The sequence below is a fragment of the Sphingomonas sp. ERG5 genome, from assembly GCF_000803065.1.
Taxonomy (GTDB): domain Bacteria; phylum Pseudomonadota; class Alphaproteobacteria; order Sphingomonadales; family Sphingomonadaceae; genus Sphingomonas.
This window is the reverse complement of the sequence record NZ_JSXI01000028.1, coordinates 21,053-46,064: the sequence shown is the minus strand read 5'-3', so window position 1 is coordinate 46,064 and position 25,012 is coordinate 21,053. Positions and strand designations below refer to the sequence as shown.

General features: G+C 61.7%; 14 protein-coding genes, 3 pseudogenes and 1 other annotated feature. Of the genes and pseudogenes, 16 read left to right on the top strand and 1 reads right to left on the bottom strand.

Going from position 1 to position 25,012, the window contains the following annotated elements; all coding sequences use genetic code 11:
• Positions 1 to 68: 68 nt before the first annotated feature.
• The 11 genes and pseudogenes from OO12_RS11795 (at position 69) to OO12_RS11745 (ending at position 19,515) form a co-directional block, all read left to right on the top strand.
• Positions 69 to 12,290, top strand: a complete 12,222-nt coding sequence (locus tag OO12_RS11795) for a LysM peptidoglycan-binding domain-containing protein (RefSeq protein ID WP_235364764.1) — start codon at positions 69 to 71, stop codon at positions 12,288 to 12,290.
• Positions 12,291 to 12,302: 12 nt separating this feature from the next.
• On the top strand, positions 12,303 to 12,584 hold the full coding sequence (locus OO12_RS11790; protein WP_034158891.1) for a hypothetical protein: 282 nt from the start codon (positions 12,303 to 12,305) through the stop codon (positions 12,582 to 12,584).
• Positions 12,585 to 12,801: 217 nt separating this feature from the next.
• Positions 12,802 to 13,074 (top strand): annotated as a pseudogene (locus OO12_RS11785) (transposase); the annotation flags it as partial.
• A 103-nt stretch (positions 13,075 to 13,177) separates the two neighbouring features.
• Entirely contained in the window at positions 13,178 to 13,564 is a 387-nt protein-coding gene (gene tnpA, locus OO12_RS11780) for an IS66-like element accessory protein TnpA (RefSeq protein WP_034158890.1), read from the top strand.
• A complete protein-coding gene (tnpB, locus tag OO12_RS11775) occupies positions 13,561 to 13,908 on the top strand; it encodes an IS66 family insertion sequence element accessory protein TnpB (protein WP_034158889.1) in 348 nt (115 codons plus the stop codon). Before tnpA ends, tnpB (OO12_RS11775) begins: the two co-directional genes overlap by 4 nt.
• Positions 13,909 to 13,918: 10 nt before the next feature.
• Positions 13,919 to 15,523 (top strand): IS66 family transposase, encoded by a 1,605-nt coding sequence (tnpC, locus tag OO12_RS11770; protein WP_082006496.1) that lies wholly within the window; start codon positions 13,919 to 13,921, stop codon positions 15,521 to 15,523.
• Between the two features lie 160 nt (positions 15,524 to 15,683).
• Entirely contained in the window at positions 15,684 to 16,025 is a 342-nt protein-coding gene (locus OO12_RS11765) for a DUF2185 domain-containing protein (protein WP_034158900.1), read from the top strand.
• Positions 16,026 to 16,088: 63 nt separating this feature from the next.
• A pseudogene (locus tag OO12_RS11760) lies at positions 16,089 to 17,081 on the top strand (IS3 family transposase); the annotation flags it as partial.
• Positions 16,133 to 16,249, top strand: a sequence feature (AL1L pseudoknot). Its footprint overlaps the pseudogene before it by 117 nt.
• Positions 17,082 to 17,149: 68 nt before the next feature.
• Positions 17,150 to 17,497, top strand: a complete 348-nt coding sequence (gene tnpB, locus OO12_RS11755; RefSeq protein WP_034158887.1) for an IS66 family insertion sequence element accessory protein TnpB — start codon at positions 17,150 to 17,152, stop codon at positions 17,495 to 17,497.
• A 10-nt stretch (positions 17,498 to 17,507) separates the two neighbouring features.
• Entirely contained in the window at positions 17,508 to 19,112 is a 1,605-nt protein-coding gene (gene tnpC / locus OO12_RS11750) for an IS66 family transposase (protein WP_443024564.1), read from the top strand.
• Between the two features lie 55 nt (positions 19,113 to 19,167).
• Positions 19,168 to 19,515: a hypothetical protein gene (locus OO12_RS11745; RefSeq protein WP_034158885.1), complete on the top strand. Its 348-nt coding sequence runs from the start codon at positions 19,168 to 19,170 to the stop codon at positions 19,513 to 19,515.
• Positions 19,516 to 19,581: 66 nt separating this feature from the next.
• Here the strand turns inward: OO12_RS11745 and OO12_RS11740 are convergent.
• Positions 19,582 to 20,579, bottom strand: a pseudogene (locus OO12_RS11740) (IS3 family transposase); the annotation flags it as partial.
• Between the two features lie 549 nt (positions 20,580 to 21,128).
• Between OO12_RS11740 and OO12_RS11730 the strand changes: the two are divergent.
• Genes OO12_RS11730 through flgI form a run of 5 tightly spaced genes read left to right on the top strand, consistent with a single transcriptional unit; the run spans position 21,129 to position 25,002 of the window.
• Positions 21,129 to 21,833: a flagellar hook-basal body protein gene (locus OO12_RS11730; protein WP_034158882.1), complete on the top strand. Its 705-nt coding sequence runs from the start codon at positions 21,129 to 21,131 to the stop codon at positions 21,831 to 21,833.
• Entirely contained in the window at positions 21,833 to 22,603 is a 771-nt protein-coding gene (locus OO12_RS11725) for a flagellar hook-basal body protein (protein ID WP_034158881.1), read from the top strand. The genes OO12_RS11730 and OO12_RS11725 overlap by 1 nt, the downstream gene beginning before the upstream one ends.
• Positions 22,604 to 22,607: 4 nt before the next feature.
• Complete coding sequence (locus tag OO12_RS28545) at positions 22,608 to 23,291, top strand: hypothetical protein (RefSeq protein WP_034158880.1); 684 nt, start codon at positions 22,608 to 22,610, stop codon at positions 23,289 to 23,291.
• The gene (locus OO12_RS27485; RefSeq protein ID WP_034158879.1) at positions 23,288 to 23,875 is read left to right on the top strand and encodes a flagellar basal body L-ring protein FlgH; all 588 of its coding nucleotides are present in this window, start codon (positions 23,288 to 23,290) and stop codon (positions 23,873 to 23,875) included. The genes OO12_RS28545 and OO12_RS27485 overlap by 4 nt, the downstream gene beginning before the upstream one ends.
• Complete coding sequence (flgI, locus tag OO12_RS11710; RefSeq protein WP_235364763.1) at positions 23,875 to 25,002, top strand: flagellar basal body P-ring protein FlgI; 1,128 nt, start codon at positions 23,875 to 23,877, stop codon at positions 25,000 to 25,002. The genes OO12_RS27485 and flgI overlap by 1 nt, the downstream gene beginning before the upstream one ends.
• The last annotated feature ends 10 nt before the right edge of the window (positions 25,003 to 25,012 follow it).

The window sequence follows — 25,012 nt, the reverse complement described above, 5'->3', positions numbered from 1 at the left end:
CGCTCGGCAACACGATCACCCGCACCTACACGGCCAAGAACGAGCTTCAGACCGAAACCCGCTATCTCGTGCCCGATCCCGATGGCGCCGGCAGCGGCACCCCGGGCACGCCGCAAACCACACGCTATCTTTATAACGCCGCGGGGCATGTCATCTATTCGGTCAGTGCCGAAGGCAAGGTCAGCTGGTTCGATTATCAAGCGACCGGCGAGCAGAAGACGTCGATCGTCTATACCGCTTCCTCATACGATCCGGCGACCTTGGTTTCGCTAACCGACGCCGATGCGATCACCGCTCTTAACAACTGGCGCACCGGCGCGGTGATCGATCGCTCCGCCGCGGTGCGCACTGATCGAACTTATGATGATGTGCGTGGGACACTGACCAGCGAGATCAGCTGGTCCAAACTCGATTCCACCGGTGCGTTCATTACGGCTGCAAACTCGGGTTCGGAGAAGAGCGAGACGAACTATCTCTATAATGCGCATGGCGAGCTTGTGGAGCGCAAGGTCGTCATCAACGCCAACGGCGACAAGAAGACCGAGACGTTCAGCTATGACGGGCTGGGCCGGGTCACCTCGACCACCGATCTCGAAGGCCGCACCACCACCGTCGCCTTTGGCGACACGCAGCAAAAGACCACCGTCACCTTCGCCAACGGCTCAACCGAAGTGTCGGTCTACAACCTTGCCGGCCAGCTCATCACTTCGACCCGCTCGGCGTCGGATGTCTCTGCCCAGGTGACCAGCTATAAATATGACGCGCTCGGTCGCCTGCGCATCGCCGCCGATCCGCTCGCCGTCAATGGCACGGTCGGCCATCGCACCTTCTTCTTCTACGATAATGTCGGCCGCAGGGCCGCCGAAGTCGATGCGGATGGCACGCTTACCGAATATCGCTACAATGCCAACAACGGCGTCACCAGCACGACGACATACAACACGCGCTTGCAAGCGGCCCTGTTGACACCCGCGTCGGGAACACCCCCGACTTCCCTGGTTGACCTGAACGGCAACCCGACCTCGCTCACGCTCGATGCGATCCGGCCTGTCGCCGATCCTGTGGCGGATCGCTGGAACTGGAATTATTACGACGCGTCCCAGCGCCTGATCCGCACGATCGATGCCACCGGTGCGGTCACTATGTTCGCCTATGACGGCGCATCGCAGCTGACCTCGACCACCGAGTTGGCGACACGGATGACGGCCAGTGACCTGGCCGCGCTCAAGAATGCAGCCGTGCCGGCCAATCTCTACACGAACCAGAATGTCGCGTCCTTCTGGTACACGGTCAATGCGACGCTGACGCCAAATGGGACGATAGACGGCGTCAACGCCTTCACGCTATCGGCCATCAACGGCGGACAGCAAACGATCGCGGCAAGCTATGGTCAACAGATCGCTGTGGCGGCCGGCGATACGCTCAGTTTCACGATTCAGTTCAAGTCTGGCTTGGTCTCTGCCGCGATGGCCGGCTTCCTCGGAACCCTGAGTTCGCTTGGTGACCCAGCGGATTCTTCGGCAGAGATACTCTCGGGCCCCGGCACGCTGACACGCGCCGCGGGCTCCGACTTCGCGGTTTCGGGGTTGAGTTCGTCCACCATCACCACCGTCAGGGTGACACGAACTTTCAAACAGGCAGAAAGCGTGTCGACGCGACTCTATGTCGGATCCAGTTACACCGGCCAGGCCGCAAACGACTCGGTCGTCTTCGCCAATCCTGTCCTGACCAAGAAAGCTGCCCCGGCGAATATCTACCCCAACCCGAACGCGCCGTCGCAATGGAATGCGGCGCAGTGGGGATCGACCCTGGTTGCCGATGGGACGATCGATGGCGTGACCGCGTATCGAATGGGTGTGCAGGCGGCTGGGCAACTCGCCGGCATGTGGTCGACGACTGCGGCTTCGGTCGTGGCCGGCGACGCAGTGTCGCTCACGCTGCAACTCAAAGCGGGAATCCGTGACACGGCCAGCATCGCGCTACGCGGCAGCGCGAGCGATTATGGCGTCAATGGCGATACGACCGCCGTGATCGTCGAAGGTCCGGGGACTCTGTCGCAGATAGGCGGCGGCCTGTGGATTATCACGGGGCTGAGCACGACAGTTGCCACCAAGGTCAAGATGGTGCGCACGATGCGCCAGACCGAGAATCTCTACACTGTCCTGTATGTTGGTCAGTTCCCGAACGGGGCAGCGACGGCGAATGATTCGATCATAGTCGCCAACCCGATACTCACGCGGCCTGTCAACGCGCCGCCGCCACTCCCGGCCGCCGACCCCGCCAACGACCGTGTCTCGCGGATGTTCTACGGCGCCGACGGCCAGCTGATCGGGACACTCGATGCCGAGGGGTATGTCTCGAAGATCGTCTACGACAAGGCGGGACGCAAGATCGAGACGATTGCGCGCAAGACCAGGGCGGGCACCACGACGGGTGACTTTGCGACGATCTTCGCCAGCGCCTCCACCAATAATGCCGCCGCCGACAATGCCATCGATATCCACAATTGGTGGCTGTATGACGCGCGCGGCTTTCTCGCCGCGACCATCGATGGCGAAGGCGGCCTGACGCGTTTTCACTACACCCCGGCCGGTTATGTCGATCTGCAGACCAAGGGCCAGAAACTCGATCCCGCGACACTGATCAACACGCCGCCAACGCTCGCAGGCTTGCCGGCAGCGCCTGCCGGTACGACCCTGGAGACGATCGGCTGGACTCGCAACGCGTTCGGCCAGGCATTGACCGAGACCCGCAGCCTGACCGGTACCGTCACGACGACTACGACCTATGGCTATGACGTCATGCGTCAGCTGATCTCGACCGTTACCCAGGCGGGTGGAACCGATCCGCGTACCTATAACCAGCGCTATGACGGGCTTGGCCGCCTGACCAGCGAGCTTTCAGGCATCGGCAGTTCCGTCCTCGCTGCGCTGTCCAGCCCCACCCAGGCGCAGATCGATCAGGTCTATATCGATTACGGCACGACCTATAGCTATGACGCGGCCAACCGGCTGACCGCCAAGCGCGGTCCAAAGGGCGCGGAGACCGAGGGCGCCCGGACGCTCTATTACTACACCGCCGACGGCGATCTCGCCTATCAGATCGACGCGCTCGGCGATGTGACCGAATATCGCTACAACAGCTTTGGCCAGCGCAGCGATACGATCGTCTATGCCGGCAAGCTTGCAGCCGCGACCATCGCCAGTTGGACCGGCGGAGAAATGACGGCGGCGGTCAGAAACGCCGTCACCGGCCTGGCATCGGCCGCGCTCGATACCGCGGTCCATCTCGATTTCAACATCGATGGGACGCTCAAGCAGTCGACTGACGCCAATGGCAGCATCTCGACCTTCACCTATAACGCATTTGGCGAACTGGTCGGCAGTATAGTGCAGCGCGATGCCGCGACCATCGCCGCGACCCGCAGCTATGATCGCCGTGGCCTGCTCAAGACCGAGATTGTCGATGCCGCCGCCGGCGGCAAGGCGATCACCACCAGCTATGGCTATGACGCGTTCGGACGCGCGATCCAGCTGACCAACGCCAACAACAAGATCACCAATTCGGAATATGATCGCGACGGCCGGCTCGTCAAAGTCACCGATGCGCTCACCAACAGCACCAGCTATACCTATGATGCGCGTGACAATCTGGTCGCGGTCACCGATGCCGATGGCAAGATCACACGCTATGTCTATGACAAGGCAGGCCGCAAGATCGCCACGATCGATGCGCTCGGCGGGCTTTCCAACACGACCTATGACGCCGACGGCCGGGTCGTTGCCACGCGCGACTATCTGAATCCGATCAGCCTCTCCGGGCTCGCGACCGAAGTCACCCAAGGCGATGCGGCACTTACCACGGCGCTGGGCAACACCAATGCCGGCGACCGCGTGACGCGCTACGCCTATGACAAGGATGGCCGGCTCCGTTTCGAGATCGACGGGCTCGGCCATGTCGTCGAACATGTCTATGACGCACGCGGCAACGCCATCCGCACGGTCGCCTATGACGGCGCCATCGGCGCCGATGGTACCGGCCTCTATTCCGCGGCGTGGATCGCAAGCCAGGTCGCAGGCCTCGCCACCGCGCCCGGCACGCGCATCTCACGCGCCGTTTATGATGCGGTCGGCCGGTTGACCTACAGCATCGATGCCCTGGGTCAGGTCACGATCGCGACCTATGATGCCAAGGGACAGCTGACCAAACAGGTCCAGGTCGCAGCGCTCTACACCACCGCGGGCGATCCGCTGCTCAGCGCGATGAACACATGGGCGACATCGAACGCCAATGCGACCAACGATCGCACGACCCGTTCGCTCTACGACCGCAAGGGTCAGCTCGCCTATGGCGTCGATGCACTCGGCTATGTCACGCGCTACGAGTATGACAAGCTCGGTAAGCTGCTGAAACAGACGCGCTACGAGAGCGCCCAGTCGGTCAACGATGGAACCACCGTCGACACCATCAGCATCACCTCTCCGGCGGCCGCGCGCGTCACCCAGTTCAGCTATGACAGCGCCGGCCGGCTCGAAACGACCACCGATCCTGCTGGCTTCATCACCAAATTGACCCTCGACCAGATGGGCCAGATCCTGTCGTCGACCGACGCGTTCGGCACCAGCGATGTCAGCACGACCGCCTATGAATATGATGCGGTCGGCAGTGTCACCAAGGAAACCCGCGGTTCAGGCACCGCCGAAGTGGTCGTCACCACCTCTATCTACGACAAGCTGCGTCGCCTGACCGACCGCACCGTCGCGGCCAACACTATCGATGCGGCCACCACTCACTGGGACTATGACGCGCTTGGCCGTGTCACCAAGGAGATCCGCGCATTCGGCATGACCGAACATGCCGACACATCGTTCGCTTATGACGCGCTCGACCGGCTCGTCACGCAAACCGACGCGCGCGGATCCGTCACCACCCGCGCCTATGATGCGCTCGGCCAGCTCTCATCCATCAAACAGGAGATGGAAACAGGGGCAGCGGACGACATCGTCACTGCCTATACCTACGACAATTTTGGCAATGTCTGGCGGGTCACCGACCCACGCGGCAATGCAAGCTACAGCTATTATGACAAGAAAGGGCGCCTGACCCTCAAGGTCGATGCCGAGGGCTATGCCACCGGCACCACCTATACCCGGTTCGGCGAAATCGAGTCGGTCACCCGCTATGAAAATCGGGTCGTCGGCACGCCAATTGCCGGCACGCCGCCTTCTCTGACCATCCTGAACCGCCTCGATAACAGTGAGTTCGCGGGTCTGAATGGCTGGATGATCGGCTATAATCCCGCAAACATCGTCAACAATGGATCACCCTTCACCGATGTCGGGTCTGGCCGTAGTTACATCAGAAGCGATTTCACGGCGACCACGGCGGGCCAGGTCGCGTCGATCGCGACGGATGGCAAGAATTGGTTCGCCGTTACCGAAGGCGCACGACTGTCGGTTCGGGCCGGGGTCGAAGGCCTGGGTGCGATCGGCACGCTCTATCTTGTCGTAAATTGGCGCACCGCCGATGGTACCTTTATCGGTGGCAGTGTTGTCGGCACGCTGAGCGGCCCTCAGTCGTTCAACACCAACATATCCGGCTTTGTCACTGCCCCAGCCGGAGTCGTTGATGCACGGTTCGAACTCTATATGTATTCCTCCGGAGCCGGCACTGGCTCCTTCACTCTCATCGAACCGATGGTCAGCCCTGCGACGTCAACTCAGACATTGGTCCCGGCCTATGCGCCCACCGGCCACAACGCGACGACCTGGTTCAACTACGACAAGCTCGGGCGGCTGGTCCGCACGACCGACGCCGAGAATAATAGCGAAGTCTATACGCTCAACGCTTTTGGCGACCGCACCCAGGTCAGGAACAAGCTCGGCGCGGTCATAACAAACGTCTATGACAAACGCGGTCTGTTGCTGACCACAACGCTGCCGACGACCGCCTATGACAACGCCGGCAACCTGACCAGTTCGACTGTCGTCAATCGCTATGAATATGACGCGCGCGGCAATCGCACCAAGATGGTCGAGGCGGATAATCTCTCCTACAAGCGAACCACCAGCTACACTTATGATAAGCTCGACCGGCTTGTCAGGACGACTCACGACGCCGTCGATGTCACCGCGAACGACTTGACCACGGTGACCAACGTCACGCCTTTTGAAGAGCTGACCTATGATGGACGCGGCAATGTCATCAAGAGCCTCGATGCTGCGGGTGCCGTCACCTGGTCCTACTATGACAAGCTCGATCGCCGGATTGCGCAGGTCGATGCGCGCGGTGCGCTGACGGTATGGACCTACAATGCCAGTGGCACGATTGAATCGGTTAAGGCCTATGGCACCGAAATCACCATGCCGCCGGGCCTTGGCGGTGCGGCGCCGGTTCCGGTCAACCCGACCGATGTCCGTACCACGACCTTTCAGTACGACCGGAACAACCGCATCACGACAAGCGTTGTGTCGGGCGGCAAGACCGGGTTCTGGAATGGCTCCGCCTATGTCGTCGTGGCGGACGCGATCATTACGACCAGAACATATGACGCCGCCGGCAATGTTACATCACTGACCGGCGGACGTCAGAATGCGGCATTGTCCTGGTATGACGCCAATGGTCGACAAATCGCACAGGTCGACCAAGAAGGATATCTCACGACGTTCGCGCGCGACGCCGACGGCAATGTCACGACCGAGAAGCGTTTCGCGACCAAGATAACCGCCACGGTCACCACCGATACGGCGGTAGGCACGCTGGCTGGCCTGGCCGGCACCAGCACGGACGATCGTACCACCACATTCGAATATGATCTGATGGGACGGCGTACCAGCGAGACACGCCTCGGCGTCGCCGCCGGCACTGTCGATGCGGCCGGCGGGCTGACCACAGGCACCGCCAACGCCCGGATCGAATATAGCTACAACGCACTTGGCGAAGCTCTCTCGAAGAAGGAAGCCAATGGCGACGTCACGACATGGAACTATGACGGCATGGGCCGTCAAATCGCCGAACTCGGAACGGCACATGTCAATCAGAATGGGGCGACCGTTCAGCAGCGGACAGAGTATAGCTATAACGGCTTGAGTGACGTCGTGCGGATCCGCGTCTTCGATGCCAATGGCAATTCGGGCGGCGAAGAGCATATCGCCACTTCCAGCTATGGCGCTGGCGGGCGACTGCTCTCGAGCACCGATGCGAACAACAATGTCCGTAGCTATCGTTACGATGCTGGCGGCCGGGTTATCGCAGAGCTCTACAACCGCACGACAACCGATGGCACGATTACAACGATTGAGAATGATGCCGTCACCTATCGCTACGACATTCTCGGACGCCTCATCTACCAGAGCATTGCGCGCAAGGCACCCGCCGCCTCATCATGGACCTTCGACCTCGATTCCACCCAGATACGCTACAATGCCTATGGCGAGATCACCGGCCGCGGGATGAATGGGCAGTGGCAGGAGAGCTATGATTATGATGCCACCGGGCATGTCTGGCGCTCAAATGCGGGCGATGGCAGCACCCGGGTCTATCTTTACGACAAGAACGGCAATGCCTCGCTGACCATCGAAACCTCGGGCGGCACAAGCGGCGTCAATCTGGCCGGCTATACGCTCGACAATGCCCTGGCCCTGGTGACGGGCTCATCCGGGATCGGCAACAGCGCTGTGGCCGGCGCGGTCGTGACCATCGGCGTGTTCGACAAGCGCAACCAGCAGGTCGAAACGCGCGCGCCGTTCCGCGAGCTCAATCCCACCGAAAGCGCGCTGATCCGCCGCCAGGTTAGCTATAATGCGTTTGGCGAAGTCGCGACCGAGATCGATGCGCGTGGGCTTGTCAGCAACGCCATGCCCGCGATCATCGCCGATTTCACCACGACCTATAGCTATAACACGATGGGCCGGCTGGTCGCCAAACAGGGCCCGGCGATCAACGTAACCGCAGAAAATGGCCAGGTCAGCGAGAAGGTCCATGTGACCGAAAGCTATGCCTATGACTTGTCGGGTCGGCTCGTCGCAAAGACCGATGCGAACCTGCACACCCTGACGCAACAACTGCTCGCCGGATCAGGCCATGGCGATGATGCGGTGCTGGTCTTGAAGGAATTCCACGGCGACGGCGGCATATTCGAAACAAAATACGACGTGTTCGACAATGCCCGCATCCTGCGCAACGAACTCTACAGCAGCAGCCTCAACAACGCGACTGGCAGCGACGAGGTGCGCAGCTACGACGCATTGGGCAATGTCACCAAAGTAACGCATCGCGGAGGCCTGCTCAGCGACTATTATCGTTATGACGAAACCGGACGGCGGATCTTCAGCTGGAACGATCAGTTCAACACCAACCCGCTGGCTCCCACGATCCAAGACATCACCAAATATGACGCGCAGGGGCGCATCGTCAGCCAGACGATCGCTGCGGGATCGAATGACGCCGTCACGTCCAGCACAGCTTTCGTCTGGGACAACGCCCATGGCTATTGGGTCAAGACCGAGACCAACAGCGCCGGGCTGACCGCGACCGAGTATGACGATTATTTTGGCCGCGTCCTTGAGCGCACTGATTTTGGTCAGCACCGCAGCGTCTACAGCTATGACAATGCCGGGCGGATCAGGTCACTGACCAATAGCGACGGCGGCACCGTGGCTTATAGCTGGTACAACAGCGGCAAGATCGCGATGATCGTCTCGAACTCCGAAAATGACAAAGCAGCCAGCACCGCAACCTCGAAATACAAATATGACATTGCCGGCAATCGGGTAGGCGAGAGCCATGCGGTTGTCGGCCATACCTATCGCTGGTTCTTCAACACGCCGGTTCCCTTCGCCACCTCATACCAGGACGCCAACGTCACTTGGGACGCGATGAATCGCATGGTGAGTTTCACCGACAGCGGTGCGAGCGGTTCCGCGCCGGTCTCGATCAACTATGAATATGATGCGGTCGGCAATGTCCGACACATGGTCGCCAATTACCGCACGCTGGACGATCAGGGTGCAGCCGCATCGACCCCGACGACGCAGGACTATTGGTACCGCTACGACGGTATGAATCGCTTCGTAACCACCATGGGCACGCTGCAGGGAGCGCGCGGTGCCGGCGTGATCGTGCGCGGCCTCACCGGCAGCGATATCGTCTATGGCAAGAGCGGACTGCGCCAGAGCGTTAGCCGTACGGTGGAGCGATCGTTCAAATACCATTTCAATGACGTCAAATGGTCCCGGGTTCCTTATTTGTCGGAACATCGCGAAGACTTCATCTATCGCGATGACGGCCAGTTGATCCAGGTCAAAGCCGCGGACGGCCTGATAGAGGATGATTACCCCTACACTCCGCCTGCGATCACTGCGGCACCGGCGATCGCAGCACTCCGCAGCATGGATGTGCGCGATGCGCTGGGGAGATCGACGAGTCATATCGAATACGCCGCCAATGGTACGGATGAGGTATATCGGGCGGCGTCAGATTATAACTACCGCAACGAACTGGTTCATCAGGATACGACGGTTGTGCGCGCTGGGGACAGTTATCGTTCGAACACGTATTACGACTATCGCGCGCAGAACGGTCCATCGAGCTTCACCGGTGCCTATATGGACGGCGCTGCAACGCATTCGATCTCGTATAATTACAAGAACGGGAATCCCGATCTGGCCGACAATCAGAGCTGGACCGGCTTCACATGGTGGGACACGGCAAAAGTATCGTCGACCGCGTACCAGCCCGATACGACCAACGGGGCGACCAACGATTCGACCTATTATTTTGACGACATGGGTCATCTGGCTTCGGTCAAGATCGATGATGACCGTGACCGCACGGTTACCTTTTTCAACAATGCCGAAGGCCTGATCGTCGAACGCAACGAAGAGGATGGAAACAGCACGGGCGATCCGGAGGAGATCCATTACTACTTCAATGGCGTGCGTCTCGGCGACACATCCAACAACGGCACTTCAAACATCGACTATGTCCAGTCGATTGCACAGCGCACGGCAACATCAGGCACCGGCCCGTTCGCCGGCGGCGCCACCAACGGCACACCCTATGGCGATTTCGACCAGAGCTATGATCCGATCAACGGCTTGAATTATTCCGCCGCGCCGAGCCGCTATACCGCCACCTCGGGCGACACATTGAAATCGGTCGCGACCCAGCTCTGGGGTGACGCCAGCCTGTGGTATATGCTCGCCTCGGCCAATGGGCTGAGCGATCCGGACGCGGTGCTGGTCGCGGGCCAGAGCCTGATCGTGCCGGCCGGAGTTTATTCCAACTCTAACTCGGCATCGACCTTCCGTCCCTACAATCCGAGCGAGGCACAGGGCGACCTCTCACCTACAGCACCCAAGCCGAACGGGAACAACAGCTGCGGCGTCGTTGGGCAGATCTTGCTGGTCGCGGTGGCTGTCGCGGTCACCTTGATCATCAGGGCCCCGATTTCACACTTCCTGACGGGACTTTTGGCAGGCCCCGGAGCGGTTGCCACAGCGGGCAGCGTGGCTGCCGTGGCCGGCTCGATCGCTGGGGCGGCGATAACTGGGGTGATTGCCAGTGCGGTCAGTCAGGGTGTCGGACTTGCGACCGGTATCCAGCAAGGAGGGTTCAGCTGGAAGAGCGTGGCGCTGGCCGGCATTTCGGCCGGCGTTGCACAAGGCCTTGGCGAGGTCGGTTTCCTGAACAATGCCAAGGGAATATTGGGCACGCTCCAGGATATTGGTCGGGGCGCGGCGGGTAACGCTTTCACTCAGGGCATTGCGGTTGCAACTGGCCTGCAGCACCAGTTCAGCTGGTCCGGCGTTGCGGTTGGCGGGGCCGTTGGTGGCGTGGTCGGTGGTATGAATCTTCCGGATCCTGCAGGCCGACTGCTCTCAGGCACGGCGGGTGCAATCGTCGGCGGAGCGGTTCGCAGCCTGATCGACGGAACCAACTTCGGCGACAACGTCCTGGCCGCATTGCCGGACGTGATCGGCAGTACTATCGGTGGGATCATCAGCGACAAGCTTGTCTCAATTGACAAGCCAATCAATCTCATCCCTGACAATTTCTGGGATCCGGTCCCGGATAGCGGTTACGCAGGCAGTGGTGACACAGGCGGCGGCTACTTCGCTGGCGGATTCTTCGGCGGTGGCGGTGGTGATCGCAACCTCTCTGGGAATGCTGGAGATATGATCTGGTCGAAGAACGCCGCCGCTGGTCAAACAGAGCAGGCACCAGATGATGTCGGCACGCTTTCTTCTACTGGCCCCTACGACAAGTGGTTGAGCGCTCCGTCCGGTCCTCTCAAGGATGGATTTGTTTTCGACGATATCGTGGTTACGACCACAAGGCTTCAAGCCGCTGAGGAGAAGCATGGTTTCGGCTGGAAGTTCTTCGAAGCACTGGGGATGCACAAAGGCGGAGTCATTTACAATATCTTCAATAACTTAGATTCCGGCGGTCGCCCTATCGCTGCTTACACGGCCCGCGTGCAGGTGGAGAGAGCTACTGCAGATGCAGTCCCGCGTATTATTCGCAACGTGGGAGCGGCGAGCGGCCGCCAGCTTGTTCGGTATTCTAAATGGGCAGAGGTACCCATGGGCGGGGAAGTGTCGCGCGTATACGATTATGCACCCGAGGATCCCGTCCAAATAGCCACGCTCCTTGCCAACGTGCCGGAATCACGGGGCATGCGGCCTGTTGACCGCGGAGATTTTGTCGACATGGGGCTTTCCGCGTTAGGCCTTGCCGGTGAAGCTGGTGCTGCCCTCCGAATTAGCTCTAAGGCTACAAAATTATTGGAAGCCGCAGAGGGAACGCTATACAAAGTGGGATCTGGTGGCGTGCGCGGCGAGAGCGCACTCAACCTCGCGCAACGGGCAGAAGTTGACGGTTATCTATCCAACTTCGATTTGAGAGGTGTCACCGTTCGCAATGTCGATCATTTGAATCTCAACACCGCTTACGGACATAGCTTCGAGGTTCTACAAATTGGATCAGACCTAGTGCCAGGAAACGTTGGTCTAGGAACTCTCACTGCGAATTCTCGCGTAAGCATTCGAGGTGCCCTGGGGCATGAAATCGTCGGCCATCGTGAGGCCGCATTGGCGGGAAGAACGCAGATGATCGACGCACTTGAAGAGGCCCAAGCTAGCATACGCGCAGCCCGGTTCGCGCCGGGCCTATCTTCCACTGAGCGAGTCACGCTTCTTCGCGATGGGGTCAGCCGCCTGCAAACGGCTCCGGGCGGACCAATTAGAGTTCGCGATGTGCGCGATTCGCTTTATATCAACCAGCGCTAGGAGGGCTATGAAATGCAGATCGCCCGGGTCGAAGACAGCTTTCCTCTCAACGGCCAAATCGTGTTGAACGGTATTGTCGTTATGGAAGGGTCACCATCACGCTCCCTGGTGCGTGAGCAGCTGGGGGCGATAGTCCTCCTTAGAACACCGGAGGGGCAGGAATTCCGCGCTGAGCTTCTAAAGGTTGATGTTCACGAGGCGTTTGGCGGCCAAATGCAAGTGATGATCGGGATTTCGCCATTGTCGATTGCGGGCGAAATTCCTCCGGGCACCGTCGTTCACTCGCTCAACTGACGGAGCTCTGTTGCCGCAGAGAGGGGTTTCTCCGCTTCAGGACGTGGTCTCGACACTATCCCGCTTTCCAGAAGCCCTGAACTGGGGAGCATCAGCACTACATCGGAGTTGCTAGAGCGAGGTTTGATCCCTGGCCGCCAAGGGGTTACGTTAGGTCAGAGAACTGAACCGCGCCGGGTTTGTCGGAGGCTCCAACTCCTGAGAAGGTGGAGCCTGTATGAGCAAGACGACGAACAAGTTTGCGCCCGAGGTACGCGCCCGAGCGGTGCGGATGGTGCTGGATCACGAAGCCGATCATCCCTCTCGGTGGGCGGCCATTGTGTCGATCTCAGAGAAGATCGGCTGCGTTCCGCAGACGTTATTTGAGTGGGTGAAGAAGGCCGAGGTGGACAGCGGCAAGCGTGCCGGTGTTCCCACCGAGATGGCTGATCGCCTGAAGGCACTGGAACGCGAGAACCGCGGTAAGCGAGGTCTGAAGGCCGCCTTGCGGGCTGGGCCATCGACGGGCTGATAGCCGCTCTTTGAGCGGGGCGGTGATGTCGGACGAGATCGGGTCAGCGGACGAAGGAGCGAGTAGTCATACGAGGGCTCGTATGACTACTCGGATGGAGATTGTCGGCAGGGTGTCAGGCCGTCGGCACTGGACCGTCGAGCAGAAGCTGGCGATCCTGCGCGATGCCTTTGGGCCGGAGGGCTCAGTCCGCGCGGCCATCGAGCGCCATGAGGTCGGTAGTGGCGCGATCTACACCTGGCGCCGCCAGGCGATGTCGGGTGCCCTGACGGGGATCACCAAGCCTGCGGTGCCGAGCTTTGCTGAGGTCCAGATCAGCGAGCCCACAGCGATGTTGCCGGCGCCGTCGCCGGCCGCGCCAGGCAGCGGGCAGATCGGGATTGAGCTCCCGTCGGGCGTACGGCTGACCGTCGACGCATCAGTCGATGCCGAGGCGCTGTCGCGGGTGATCGGTGTCCTGGCAAGATGATCCCGCTTCCCCCGCTGACGCGGATATTCCTCGCATGCGGCGCGACCGATATGCGCAAGGGGTTCGACGGCCTGGCGGTGCTGGTTCAGCAGGTGCTGGGGGAGAGCCCGCATTCCGGCGCGCTGTTCGCGTTCCGCGGCAAGCGCGGCGATCTGGTGAAGCTGCTCTGGTATGATGGGCAGGGATTGTGCCTGTTCTCCAAGCGCATGGATCGAGGCCGGTTCATCTGGCCATCCACCGCAACCGGCTCGGTCGCGATGACCGCGGCACAGCTATCGATGCTGCTGGAAGGCATCGACTGGCGGCGGCCGGAACGCACATTTACACCGTCGCTGGCAGGCTAAAAACGCCCGGATTCCGGCGCTTTTTCTGGCTCGGCGGACTGCGATCTGCTATATATTCGCGGTGTCGGACGCAGGCCTTTCCGCCCCTGATAAAGATGCTCGGATCGCCGAGCTGGAAGCCGCGTTGGCGACCGCGCACGCGGATATCACCGCCCGCGATATCCTGATCGATACGCTGCGCGTGCAGCTCGCCCGCCTCAAGCGCATGCAGTTCGGCAAGGCGTCCGAGAAGCTTACCCTCGAGATCGCCCAGCTTGAGCTGGCACTCGAAGAGCTCGAGGCTGAAGCCGCTACGGTGCGTGCGCAGCGCGTCGATCCTGCCACCCTCGATCGTCCCGCACCGGTTCGAGCGCTCCCGGACCATCTGCCGCGTGAAGAACGGCGGATCGAGCCTGAGTATGGCAACTGCACCTGCCCCGATTGCGGCGGTGCCCTGCGCCCGCTGGGTCAGGATAGCGACGAGATGCTCGACGCCGTACCGGTCCAGTGGCGGGTCGTCCGCACCATCCGGCCCAAGTATAGCTGTCGCGCCTGCGAGAAGGTCGTGCAGGCAGCAGCACCTGTAAAAGCGATCGCGCGCGGCAAGGCGACGTTCGGAACGCTTGCCCATGTCGTGGTAGCCAAGTTCGACCATCACCTGCCGCTCTACCGCCAGGCGGAGATGATGGCTGCGCAGGGCATCGATATCGATCGCTCGACCCTTGCGGGATGGGCCGGTCAGGCATCAGCGCTACTCGATCCGATCGTCAGCCGCATCCGCGAGACCGGACTCACCGCCACCAAGATCCATACCGACGACACGCCCGTGCCAATGCTCGATCCGGGACGCGGCAAGACCGCAACCGGCAGGATCTGGGCCTATGTCGTCGACGATCGCGGCGTCGGCGCCACCACGCCGCCGCTGGTCTGGTATCAGTTCACCCAGGATCGCACCGGCAGTCATCCCCAACAGCAGCTCGCCAGCTTCACTGGGTTCCTGCAGGCGGACGGCTATGCCGGTTACGACAAGCTCTACAGCACCAACCGCGTCACCGAGGTCGCCTGCTGGGCGCATTTCCGGCGCAAGATATTCGATATCCACGCGACCAAGCCGACGTCGCTGACCACCGATCTGCTGGCGCGCATCGCCAGCCTCTATCGGATCGAAGACGAGATCCGAGGGGCACCACCAGACGTCCGGCGACGCGGCCGGCTGGAACGAACAGCGCCTTTGATCGAGGCATTGCACACCGCCCTCGACGACGCCTTGCGACGCCTCTCGCCAAAGTCCGAGATGGCCAAGGCCATCGCCTATGGCCGCAAGCGCTGGACTGCGCTCACGCGGTTCCTCGACGACGGCCGGTTGGAGATCGACAACAACATCGCCGAACGCGCGATCCGCAGCATCGCGATCGGCCGCAAGAACTGGCTGTTTGCCGGATCAAAGGCCGGCGGCGAACGCGCCGCTGCCATCTACACCGTAATCGAGACCTGCAAGCTCAACGGTGTCGAGCCGCAGGCCTATATCGCTGACGTCATCGCCAAAATCGCTGGCAACTGGCCTGCCGCGCGCTGGGACGAGCTCATGCCGTGGAACTGGCGCCCAGACTTCCAGACGATCGCCGAAGCCGCATAGGGAGGTCGCAATTCGCCCAGTTGCGGTCATACCGCTCGTGTGAAATGATCCGCGGATGCATATTGCCATTTCGTATTGTCGCTCTCTGTTGAGCATAGGCGGCATCGCAGCGACTCTGGCGGCGTGCTCCCCCGCTCAATCGGAAAACAAGCAGACGCCCATGAGCAAGCACTTCAAGCTCTCAGCCGAGCAGATTAAGCCACTAGCTCTGGGCCGGGGCGGCGCGATCGCTAGCGATCGAATAACGGTCGATGGGCATCGCGTGGGGTACATGTATCGCACGAAGGCCCACAACAAGTTGGACAGCGGTTGGGCTTTCCTTGCTGGCGACGAGTCCGACGCTTACATGAACAATTCTAGCAATCACGCGATCTACGACGTGAACACGATTGCCAACTATGACCCCGAGATCATTCCTCTTCTCGATGCCCCTGCAGGGTCCGCCTTCATTCGAACCGCCTCTGGGCTCATCCCGGATCCGCAAGGCGCGCCGCACGATTGAGACCTAGCTACGACCGCTTTCGACCAATTGTCACCGTTCCGCGGTCTTCAGACCACCCTTACGAACCGCGAGCTGCGCCAGGCCAACGAGATACTACGTAAAGCATCTGCATATTTTGCCCAGGCGGAGCTCGACCGCCCGTTCAAGCGATGACCGCCTTCATTGACGAACATCGGGATGTTTATGGGGTCGAGCCGATCTGCAGGGTTCTGCCGATTGCCCCATCCAGCTACCGTGAGCGTGTCGCACAGCGGCGCGATCCAGCGCGGCTCTCGGTTCGTGCCCGGCGCGATCAGGATCTGAAGCCTGAGGTGGTGCGCGTCTTTGCCGAGAACTTCGGCGTCTATGGGGTACGCAAGGTCTGGCGGCAGATGAACCGCGAGGGCTTTGCGGTCGCCCGATGCACCGTCGAACGGCTGATGCGGGAACTGGGCTTGCAGGGCGTGATCCGTGGCAAGCACGTGCGCACCACGATCAGCAACAAGGCTGCGCCATGCCCGCTCGATCACGTCAACCGGCAGTTCCATGCGCTGGCGCCGAACATGCTGTGGGTGTCGGACTTCACCTATTGTCGCGACCTGGGCGGGGTTCGTATACGTCGCCTTCGTGATCGACGTTTACGCCCGCTATATCGTGGGCTGGCGCGTCAGCCGGACGGCACATGCCAGCTTCGTGCTGGATGCACTGGAGCAAGCGCTGCACGATCGCCGGCCAGCTCATCGCGGCGGTCTGGTTCACCACAGCGACCGCGGCGCCCAATACGTGTCTATCAAGTACAGCGAACGCCTCGCCGAAGCCGGGATCGAGCCCTCGGTTGGCAGCGTCGGCGACAGCTATGACAACGCTTTGGCCGAGACGATCAATGGCCTCTACAAAGCCGAGATGATCCACAGGCGTGGGCCGTGGCGCTGCTTCGAGGCGGTCGAATATGCCACGCTGGAGTGGGTCGACTGGTTCAACAATCGCCGGCTGTTGGAGCCCATCGGCAACATCCCGCCTGCCGAAGCCGAAGATCAATATTATGCTGCCGCGGACAACATCGATATGGCAGCGTGACTCACAACCAACGGCCTCCGGCAGACCCGGCGCGGTTCACTATCGCGGGTGATCGGTGTCCTGGCACGATGATCCCGCTTCCCCCGCTGACGCGGATATTTCTGGCGTGCGGCGCGACCGATATGCGCAAGGGGTTCGACGGCCTAGCGGTGCTGGTTCAACAGGTGCTGAAGCAGAGTCCGCATTCCGGCGCGCTGTTCGCGTTCCGCGGCAAGCGCGGTGATCTGGTCAAGCTGCTCTGGTATGATGGTCAGGGTTTGTGCCTGTTCTCCAAGCGCATGGACCGGGGCCGGTTCATCTGGCCATCGACCCCAACCGGCTCGGTCGCGATGACCGCGGCACAGCTTTCGATGCTGCTGGAAGGCATCGACTGGCGGCGGCCGGAGCGTACATTTACACCGTCGCTGGCAGGCTAAAAATGCCCGGATTCCGGCGCTTTTTCTGGCTCTGGGACCCACGATCTGCTATATATCCGCGGTGTCGGACGCAGGCCTTTCCGCCCCTGATAAGGACGCCCGGATCGCCGAGCTGGAAGCCGCATTGGCGACCGCCCGCGCGGATATTACCGCTCGCGATATCCTGATCGATACGCTGCGCGTGCAGCTTACCCGCCTCAAGCGCATGCAGTTCGGCAAAGCGTCCGAGAAGCTCAGCCACGAGATCGCCCAGCTCGAGCTGGCACTCGAAGAGCTCGAGGCCGAGGCCGCCACGGTGAGCGCGCGGCGCGTCGATCCCGCCAGGCTCGACCGGCCGTCACCCGTTCGCGCGCTCCCGGACCATCTGCCGCGTGAAGAAGAGCGGATCGAGCCCGAACATGGCAACTGCTCCTGTCCTGATTGCGGCGGCGCCCTGCGCCCTTTGGGTCAGGATAGCGACGAGATGCTCGACGCCGTGCCGGTCCACTGGCGGGTCGTCCGCACCATCCGCCCCAAGTATAGCTGCCGCGCCTGCGAGAAGGTCGTGCAGGCAGCCGCACCCGTAAAGGCGATCGCGCGCGGCAAGGCGACGTTCGGAACGCTCGCCCATGTCGTAGTCGCCAAGTTCGACCATCACCTGCCGCTCTACCGTCAGGCGGAGATGATGGCCGCGCAGGGTATCGATATCGATCGCTCGGCGCTCGCCGGATGGGCCGGTCAAGCGTCAGCGCTGCTCGATCCGATCGTCAGCCGCATCCGCGAGGCCGGGCTCACCGCCACCAAGATCCATACCGACGACACGCCCATGCCGATGCTCGATCCGGGGCGCGGCAAGACCGCAACCGGCAGGATCTGGGCCTATGTCGTCGATGATCGCGGCGCCGGCGCCACCACGCCGCCGCTGGCCTGGTACCAGTTCACCCAGGATCGCACCGGCAGTCATCCCCAACAGCAGCTCGCCAGCTTCACCGGATTCCTGCAGGCGGACGGCTATGCCGGCTATGACAAGCTCTACAGCACCAACCGCGTCACCGAGGTCGCCTGCTGGGCGCATTTCCGGCGCAAGATCTTCGATATCCACGCGACCAAGCCGACGTCACTTACCACCGACCTGCTGACACGTATCGGGAACCTCTACCGGATCGAAGACGAGATCCGAGGGGCACCACCAGACGTCCGACGACGAGGCCGGCTGGAACGAACCGCACCCTTGGTCGAGGCGTTGCGCACCGCGCTGGACGACGCCCTGCGACGCCTCTCGCCAAAGTCCGAGATGGCCAAGGCGATCACCTATGGCCTCAAGCGCTGGACTGCGCTCACGCGGTTCATCGACGACGGGCGCCTGGAGATCGACAATAACATCGCCGAACGCGCGATCCGCAGCATCGCGATCGGCCGCAAGAACTGGCTGTTCGCCGGATCGAAGGCCGGTGGAGAACGCGCTGCCGCGATCTACACCGTCATCGAGACTTGCAAGCTCAACGGTGTCGAGCCGCAGGCTTACATCGCTGACGTCATCGCCAAGGTCGCCGCCGACTGGCCCGCCGCGCGCTGGGACGAGCTCATGCCGTGGAACTGGCGCCCAGATTCCCAGACGATCGCCGAAGCCGCATAGGCAGTGTCGCACTTCGCCCCTTGCGGACGTTCCGATGTGCGGTAGGTTTGGTGGTATGAAGGATTACGCATCCGATCTGATCGCTCTGAACAAGCGGATACGTGCTGGCACCATTTTCTTCGATAACTTCGAGGGGAAGAACGCGTCAGAGGACCTATATCGCAACCTTGAGCGGTTCGGACTGGCGCGGTCCGACGTGATGATTTTGGGGGTAACCCCGGATGGCGACGACACAGTGACCGGCCATCTTATTACTAGGGACGGAAAAACATACACGTTCGATCTTGATTTGACTGATCCCGAATATTCACATGTTGAAGGCCCTCAAGACACCGTCGGCAAGAGGATATGTCATTCAGAGAGTGTGATCGAGGCGGTCACTCGCTGGTTTAAGGATACCTGACCAGCTTCCGCTGATGTCGGCATTCTACCAGTTACCAACGTTCCGCGGTCTTCAGACCACGCTTACGTCCGTCCGCCATGTCTCGATGATCCGTCTCGCCGCCGCCAGCGACGGGAACAGGTGTTCATTCAGGCACTCGTCGCGCAAGCGACCATTAAAGCTTTCGACAAAGCCATTTTGCTGCGGTTTGCCCGGCGCGATGTAATGCCACTCGACCCCAGTGTCCTGGCACCAGGCGAGAACGGCGTGGCTGGTCAGTTCGGTCCCGTTGTCGCTGACGACCATGCACGGCAGCCCGCGCCGTTCGGCGATGGCGGTCAGTTCGCGGATGACCCGACGGCCTGACAGCGAGGTGTCCACGATGCACGCCAGGCATTCCCGGCTGTAGTCGTCGATAACGTTGAGCATGCGGAACCGCCGGCCGCAGGCCAACGAGTCCGACACGAAGTCGAGCGACCAGCGCTGGTTGGGTTCCTGCGGGATCGCCATCGGTGCCCGCGTGCCCAGTACACGCTTCCGGCCGCCACGCTTGCGTACCGTCAGCCGCTCCTCGCGATACAGCCGATACACCTTCTTCAAGTTCATGCCTTTGCCCTCGCGCTTGAGCAGGATCGCCAGCCGTCGATAGCCGAACCGGCGTCGCTCGTTGGCGATCTCGCGCATCCGCACGCGCACGGCATCATCGCGCTCATATTGCCATGCCGACCGATTGACCCCGATCAGCCTGCAGGCGCGACGCTCGGAGAAGCCGTGATCGGCCATCAACTTCTCCACCGCAGTGTAGCGCTCCGCAGACCGGGTCAGTTTTTTCCCAGCAGATCCTTCAACGCCGACACGTCCAGCATCGATTCCGCCAGCAGCTTCTTCAGCCGCCGATTCTCGTCCTCCAGTGCCCGCAGCCGTGCCGCGTCGGACACCGTCAAGCCGCCGTACTTCGACTTCCAGTTGTAGAACGTCGCATCGCTGATCCCGTGCTTGCGGCACAGGTCGGCGGTCTTCACGCCAGCCTCATGCTCGCGCAGCACGCCAATGATCTGGTCTTCGGTAAATCGGCTTCGCCGCATCACTCGTCTCCATCTGACGAGCTAACTTACCAATGGCATGATTTCTGGGGAGCAGGTCACCTTGTCCCTGACAGTGTCGCGCTGGACGGGCAGCCACCAACTGTCCGCCCGCTCTTTGACATATCGAATACCGTAACGGCCTGTGCCCCGGGCGGCGGAAAGCGATGCGCGTCTCCCTTTCGAACGGGGAGGGGCCGTACATTTCTCGCGCCACCGCCTTGCCGGGTCATGAAATGGGGCGATGGCCGCAGAACATGTTTGCCGCTCCGCCGGGATCGGGAGCCGACCGCAATTCAAACAACTGGCACACTCGGGTGCACACATTCGCAAAGCGTGAGAAGCCGAATCGTTTCGATGGCGGCACGATTCACTCGAGCTCAAGGGAGCGAATTCTGGCCCGTCATGCGCCGACCGGAAATATTTTTGCGTCGGGTCGCATCCCTGATTTTCATGGAATATTTATCAATTTGCGACGAGCCGTGACCGCTGCCGCCTTGACCCGAATGACGCCATGTGTCTCATACTGGGACAGGGGGCGCGGGGGATATAATGCCAGGACTGATCGAGGCCGCGTCGGCCATTTTGAGCGCGTCCGAACGGCGTCTGGAAGCCGTTTCGTCAAATGTATCAAATGTTTCAACCGCCGGCTACAAACGCCAGATCAGCTTTGCCGATCTGATTTCCTCCAGCCGTACTGACGCGATCGGGAACCTCAGGATGAAGGTCCGTCCAGACCTTTCGCAGGGAAAATTGTCCGACACCAGCAATCCGCTGGATCTCGCGATCGGTGGCGACGGGTTTTTCCAGGTGCGCAGCGGTACCGAGCTTTTCTATTCGCGCAGCGGCCAGTTCCGCCTGGCCGAAGACGGTCGGGTCGTGACCGCGCAGGGCTTCGCGCTGCAACAGGCCGGCGGCGGCGATCTCATCCTGGATCGGGCGGGCGTCGAGATATTGACGAACGGCACGGTGCTCGACGGCGATCGCCCGATCGCGCGCATCGGCGTGTTCATGCCGAGCAATCGCAACGCGATCGAGGGATTAGACGGATCGACTTTTCGTTTGACCGGCGATGTCGAGGAAGTGGCCGAGCCGCAATTGCGCCAGGGCATGATCGAAGCGTCGAACGTCTCGATGGGCGACGAGATGGTCACGATGATGACCGCGCTTCGCCAGGCCGAAAGCGGCGCCCGGCTGGTGCAGACCTATGACGATCTGCTGGGTCGCGCGATCACCGCATTCGGGCAGAACGGGTAATGAACGGCGCCTTTTACATCAGTGCGATCGGCCTGGGGTCGCAGCAGCGCGCGCTCGACGTGATCGCCAGCAACATCGCCAACGTCAACACGCCATCGTTCAAGCGCTCGGAGGTGCGCTTTTCCGAGGTGCTGGCGGTCCGCAACGATCCCGATGTGCCGCGGGCCGACCTGGTCGACGCGCCGATCAGCTCGGGTGTGCGCCTCGACAGCGCGGTGATGATCGACGAAGGGGGCACCATTCAGTCGACCGGCCAGCAGATGGACCTCGCGATCGAGGGGCGGGGCTTTATCGAATTGATGGGCCCGGGCGGACAGACCATGTTGTGGCGCGGCGGACCGCTGCGCATCGGCGAGGAGGGCCTGCTCGGCGCTGCGAATGGTATGGCGTTGAAGGCGGCGATCACCGTGCCTGCCGACGCGACCGCCGTGATCATCGGGCGCGACGGGGTGGTTCGCGCCCGGACCGGCACGGACACGGCGCCGGTCGAAATCGGCCAGATCGCCCTTGTCAGGGTCGATGATACCTCCGCGCTGGAGCGTCTCGACGGAGGATTGTACCGGGCCCGCGACACGGCGAAGCTGACCGATGCGCAACCGGGTGAAGACGGCATCGGCATGCTCGTGCAAGGTGGCATTGAGCGTTCGAATGTCGAGATGACGACCGAAATGGTCCAGATGATGCTGGTCCAGCGCGCCTATAGCGCCAATGCGCAGGTCATTCAGGCGGCGGATCAGCTGATGGGCATCGCCAACGGCCTGCGGAGATAGGGCGATGATCGCGCTGATCATGGCGGCGGCTGTTGCCGCGCCGCTTTCTCCGCCGCTGGTCGCTGCATCGCGGGTCGACCTTGCCGAGCGTGTCGTGCGGATCGGCGATATCGTCGATCTGGCGGTATTGTCGGCGGCCCGGCGCGCCGACCTGTCCCGGCGCGTGGTCGCAAAACTGCCCATGGGCCGCGCGTCGATGACGATGTCGCGTGCCGCCTTGGTGCTGCTGGTCCGCCGGGCTGTCCCGGGCCTCTCGCCGGTGTCGGGCGGTATGGGTCCAATCACGCTGGCCGCGCGCATCCGCCTCGACACCGTGCCGGGCGGCACTTGCGCCATATCCACGGCGTCCGTGGCACGCGGCGCGGCGCTGACCGCCGATATCATCGCGCCGGCCGCATGTCGGGAGGACGGTGCCGCTTCCATCGTCTTCGACCGGCGGGCGAATGTGGCGCTGGCGGGGAGCGATCTGGCGGCGGGGGCTTATCTCGGGCGCCTGGCGACGCCGCGTGTGAAGGGCATTCGCAAGGGCGAGCCTCTGACACTGGTTTCGACTGTCGGGCCGGTGCGCATCGACCGCGTCGTGACGGCGATGCAGGACGGAAACGGCAAGCGTATCTTCGTGCGCGACCAGGACGGGCAAGTATTTGCCGCGCCGTTACGCCTTGCGGTCGAGGGAAGCGCGAAATGATGTGCCGCACGCGTCTGGCCGCGGGACTGGTGGCGGGAATGGCGTCGCTGCTGACGCCGGTCGCCTGGGCCGACGATTTGTACAAGCCCAATGGCTGGTCGGCGATGAGCGCCGATCGTACTGCGCGCCAGGTTGGCGATGCGCTGACCGTCATTGTCTATCAGGCGGCCGAGGCGACCAACACCGCGAAGAGCGATTCCAGCAAGAGCTCGCGGCTCAGTGGGCAGATCAGCGGTGGCTCGCTCGCGGAGTCCGGCAATCTGTCGTTCGGCGGCGGTTATACCGGTGGCGGCCAGGTGCAGCGCAGCGAGCGTTTCGTCACGCAAATCACCGTGGTGGTCAGCGAAGTCCTGCCCAATGGCGATCTGATCGTCACGGGTGAACAGCAGATGCGGGTCAATGGCGAGACCAGCAATATCGGCGTGCGCGGCCGCGTCCGCCTGGCCGATATCACTGCGGACAACATGGTCGCGTCAAACCGCGTCGCCAATGCGCAGATCAACTATGATGGGCGCGGTTTCGTATCGAAAAGCGCCAAGCCCGGACTGATCAATCGCGTCTTCCGCTTTCTTGGACTCGGCTGATGATCATGGTGTCGTGCGTGCGTACCCTGATCGCTGGAGCGCTGCTCTTTCTGACGGCCATCGCGGGTCCCGCAATGGCCCAGGAAGTCCAGCTGAGAGGCCTTGGCCGGTTTGACGGGTGGCGGGAGAATGCGCTGATCGGGTACGGCTTGGTAACTGGCCTTGCCGGATCCGGTGACACGCGCCGCAATGCCGTCACCCGTCAGGCGCTTCGCAACGTCCTGAGCCGACTCGGCACCACGGTAACGGAAGATCAGATCAGCAGCCGCAACGTGGCGGTGGTGATGGTCATCGCAACGTTGCCGGCATCGGCCAATGTCGGCGACCGTATCGATGCGACGGTCTCCTCGATCGGCGATGCGCGCAGCCTGGCGGGCGGAACCTTGCTGATGACCCCGATGCTGGGTCCCGATCAGCGGCCTTATGCCCTGGCGCAGGGCGCGCTTGTCGCAGGGGGCTACAGCTTCGAAAGCGAACTCAATCAGCAGCAGCGCAACTATCCGACCACTGCGTTGCTGCAGAGTGGGGCGACCGTCGAATCAGCGGTCGACGCGCAAATCCTGAAAAATGGCGAGCTGTCCTTCCTGCTGAGCGATCCGAGCTTCGGCACCGCGCAGCGCATCGCGGAGATCATCAATAGCCGATTTGGTTTTGGCACCGCATCGGCGAAAAGCGCGGATCAGGTCAAAGTGCGCTTTGCCGGCGATCCGTCGACGCTGACCGCATTCCTGGCGCAGATCGAAACATTGTCGGTCCGCCCCGAAAGCCATCCGCGAGTGGTCGTCAACGAGCGAACCGGGACGATCGTGGCTGGCGGCGATGTCCAGATTTCCAGCGTCGCCATTTCGCAGGGCGATATCAAGATTACGATCAAGGCCGAAAACTATGCCTCGCAACCAGGCTTCATCGCCGGATTCGCGAACGATGTGCGCAGCCTTGTCGTCACCAACACCAAATTGGATGTCGATGACACGGTGGGGGACACGGTGGTTCGCTTCCCCAATACGACGGTTGGTGACCTGGTTCAGGGCCTGTCGCGCTCGCGGGTCAGCACGCGGCGCATGATCAGTATCCTGCAAGCCATCAAGACTGCGGGCGCTTTGCACGCCGATATCATCGTTCAATAGGAATAATGGC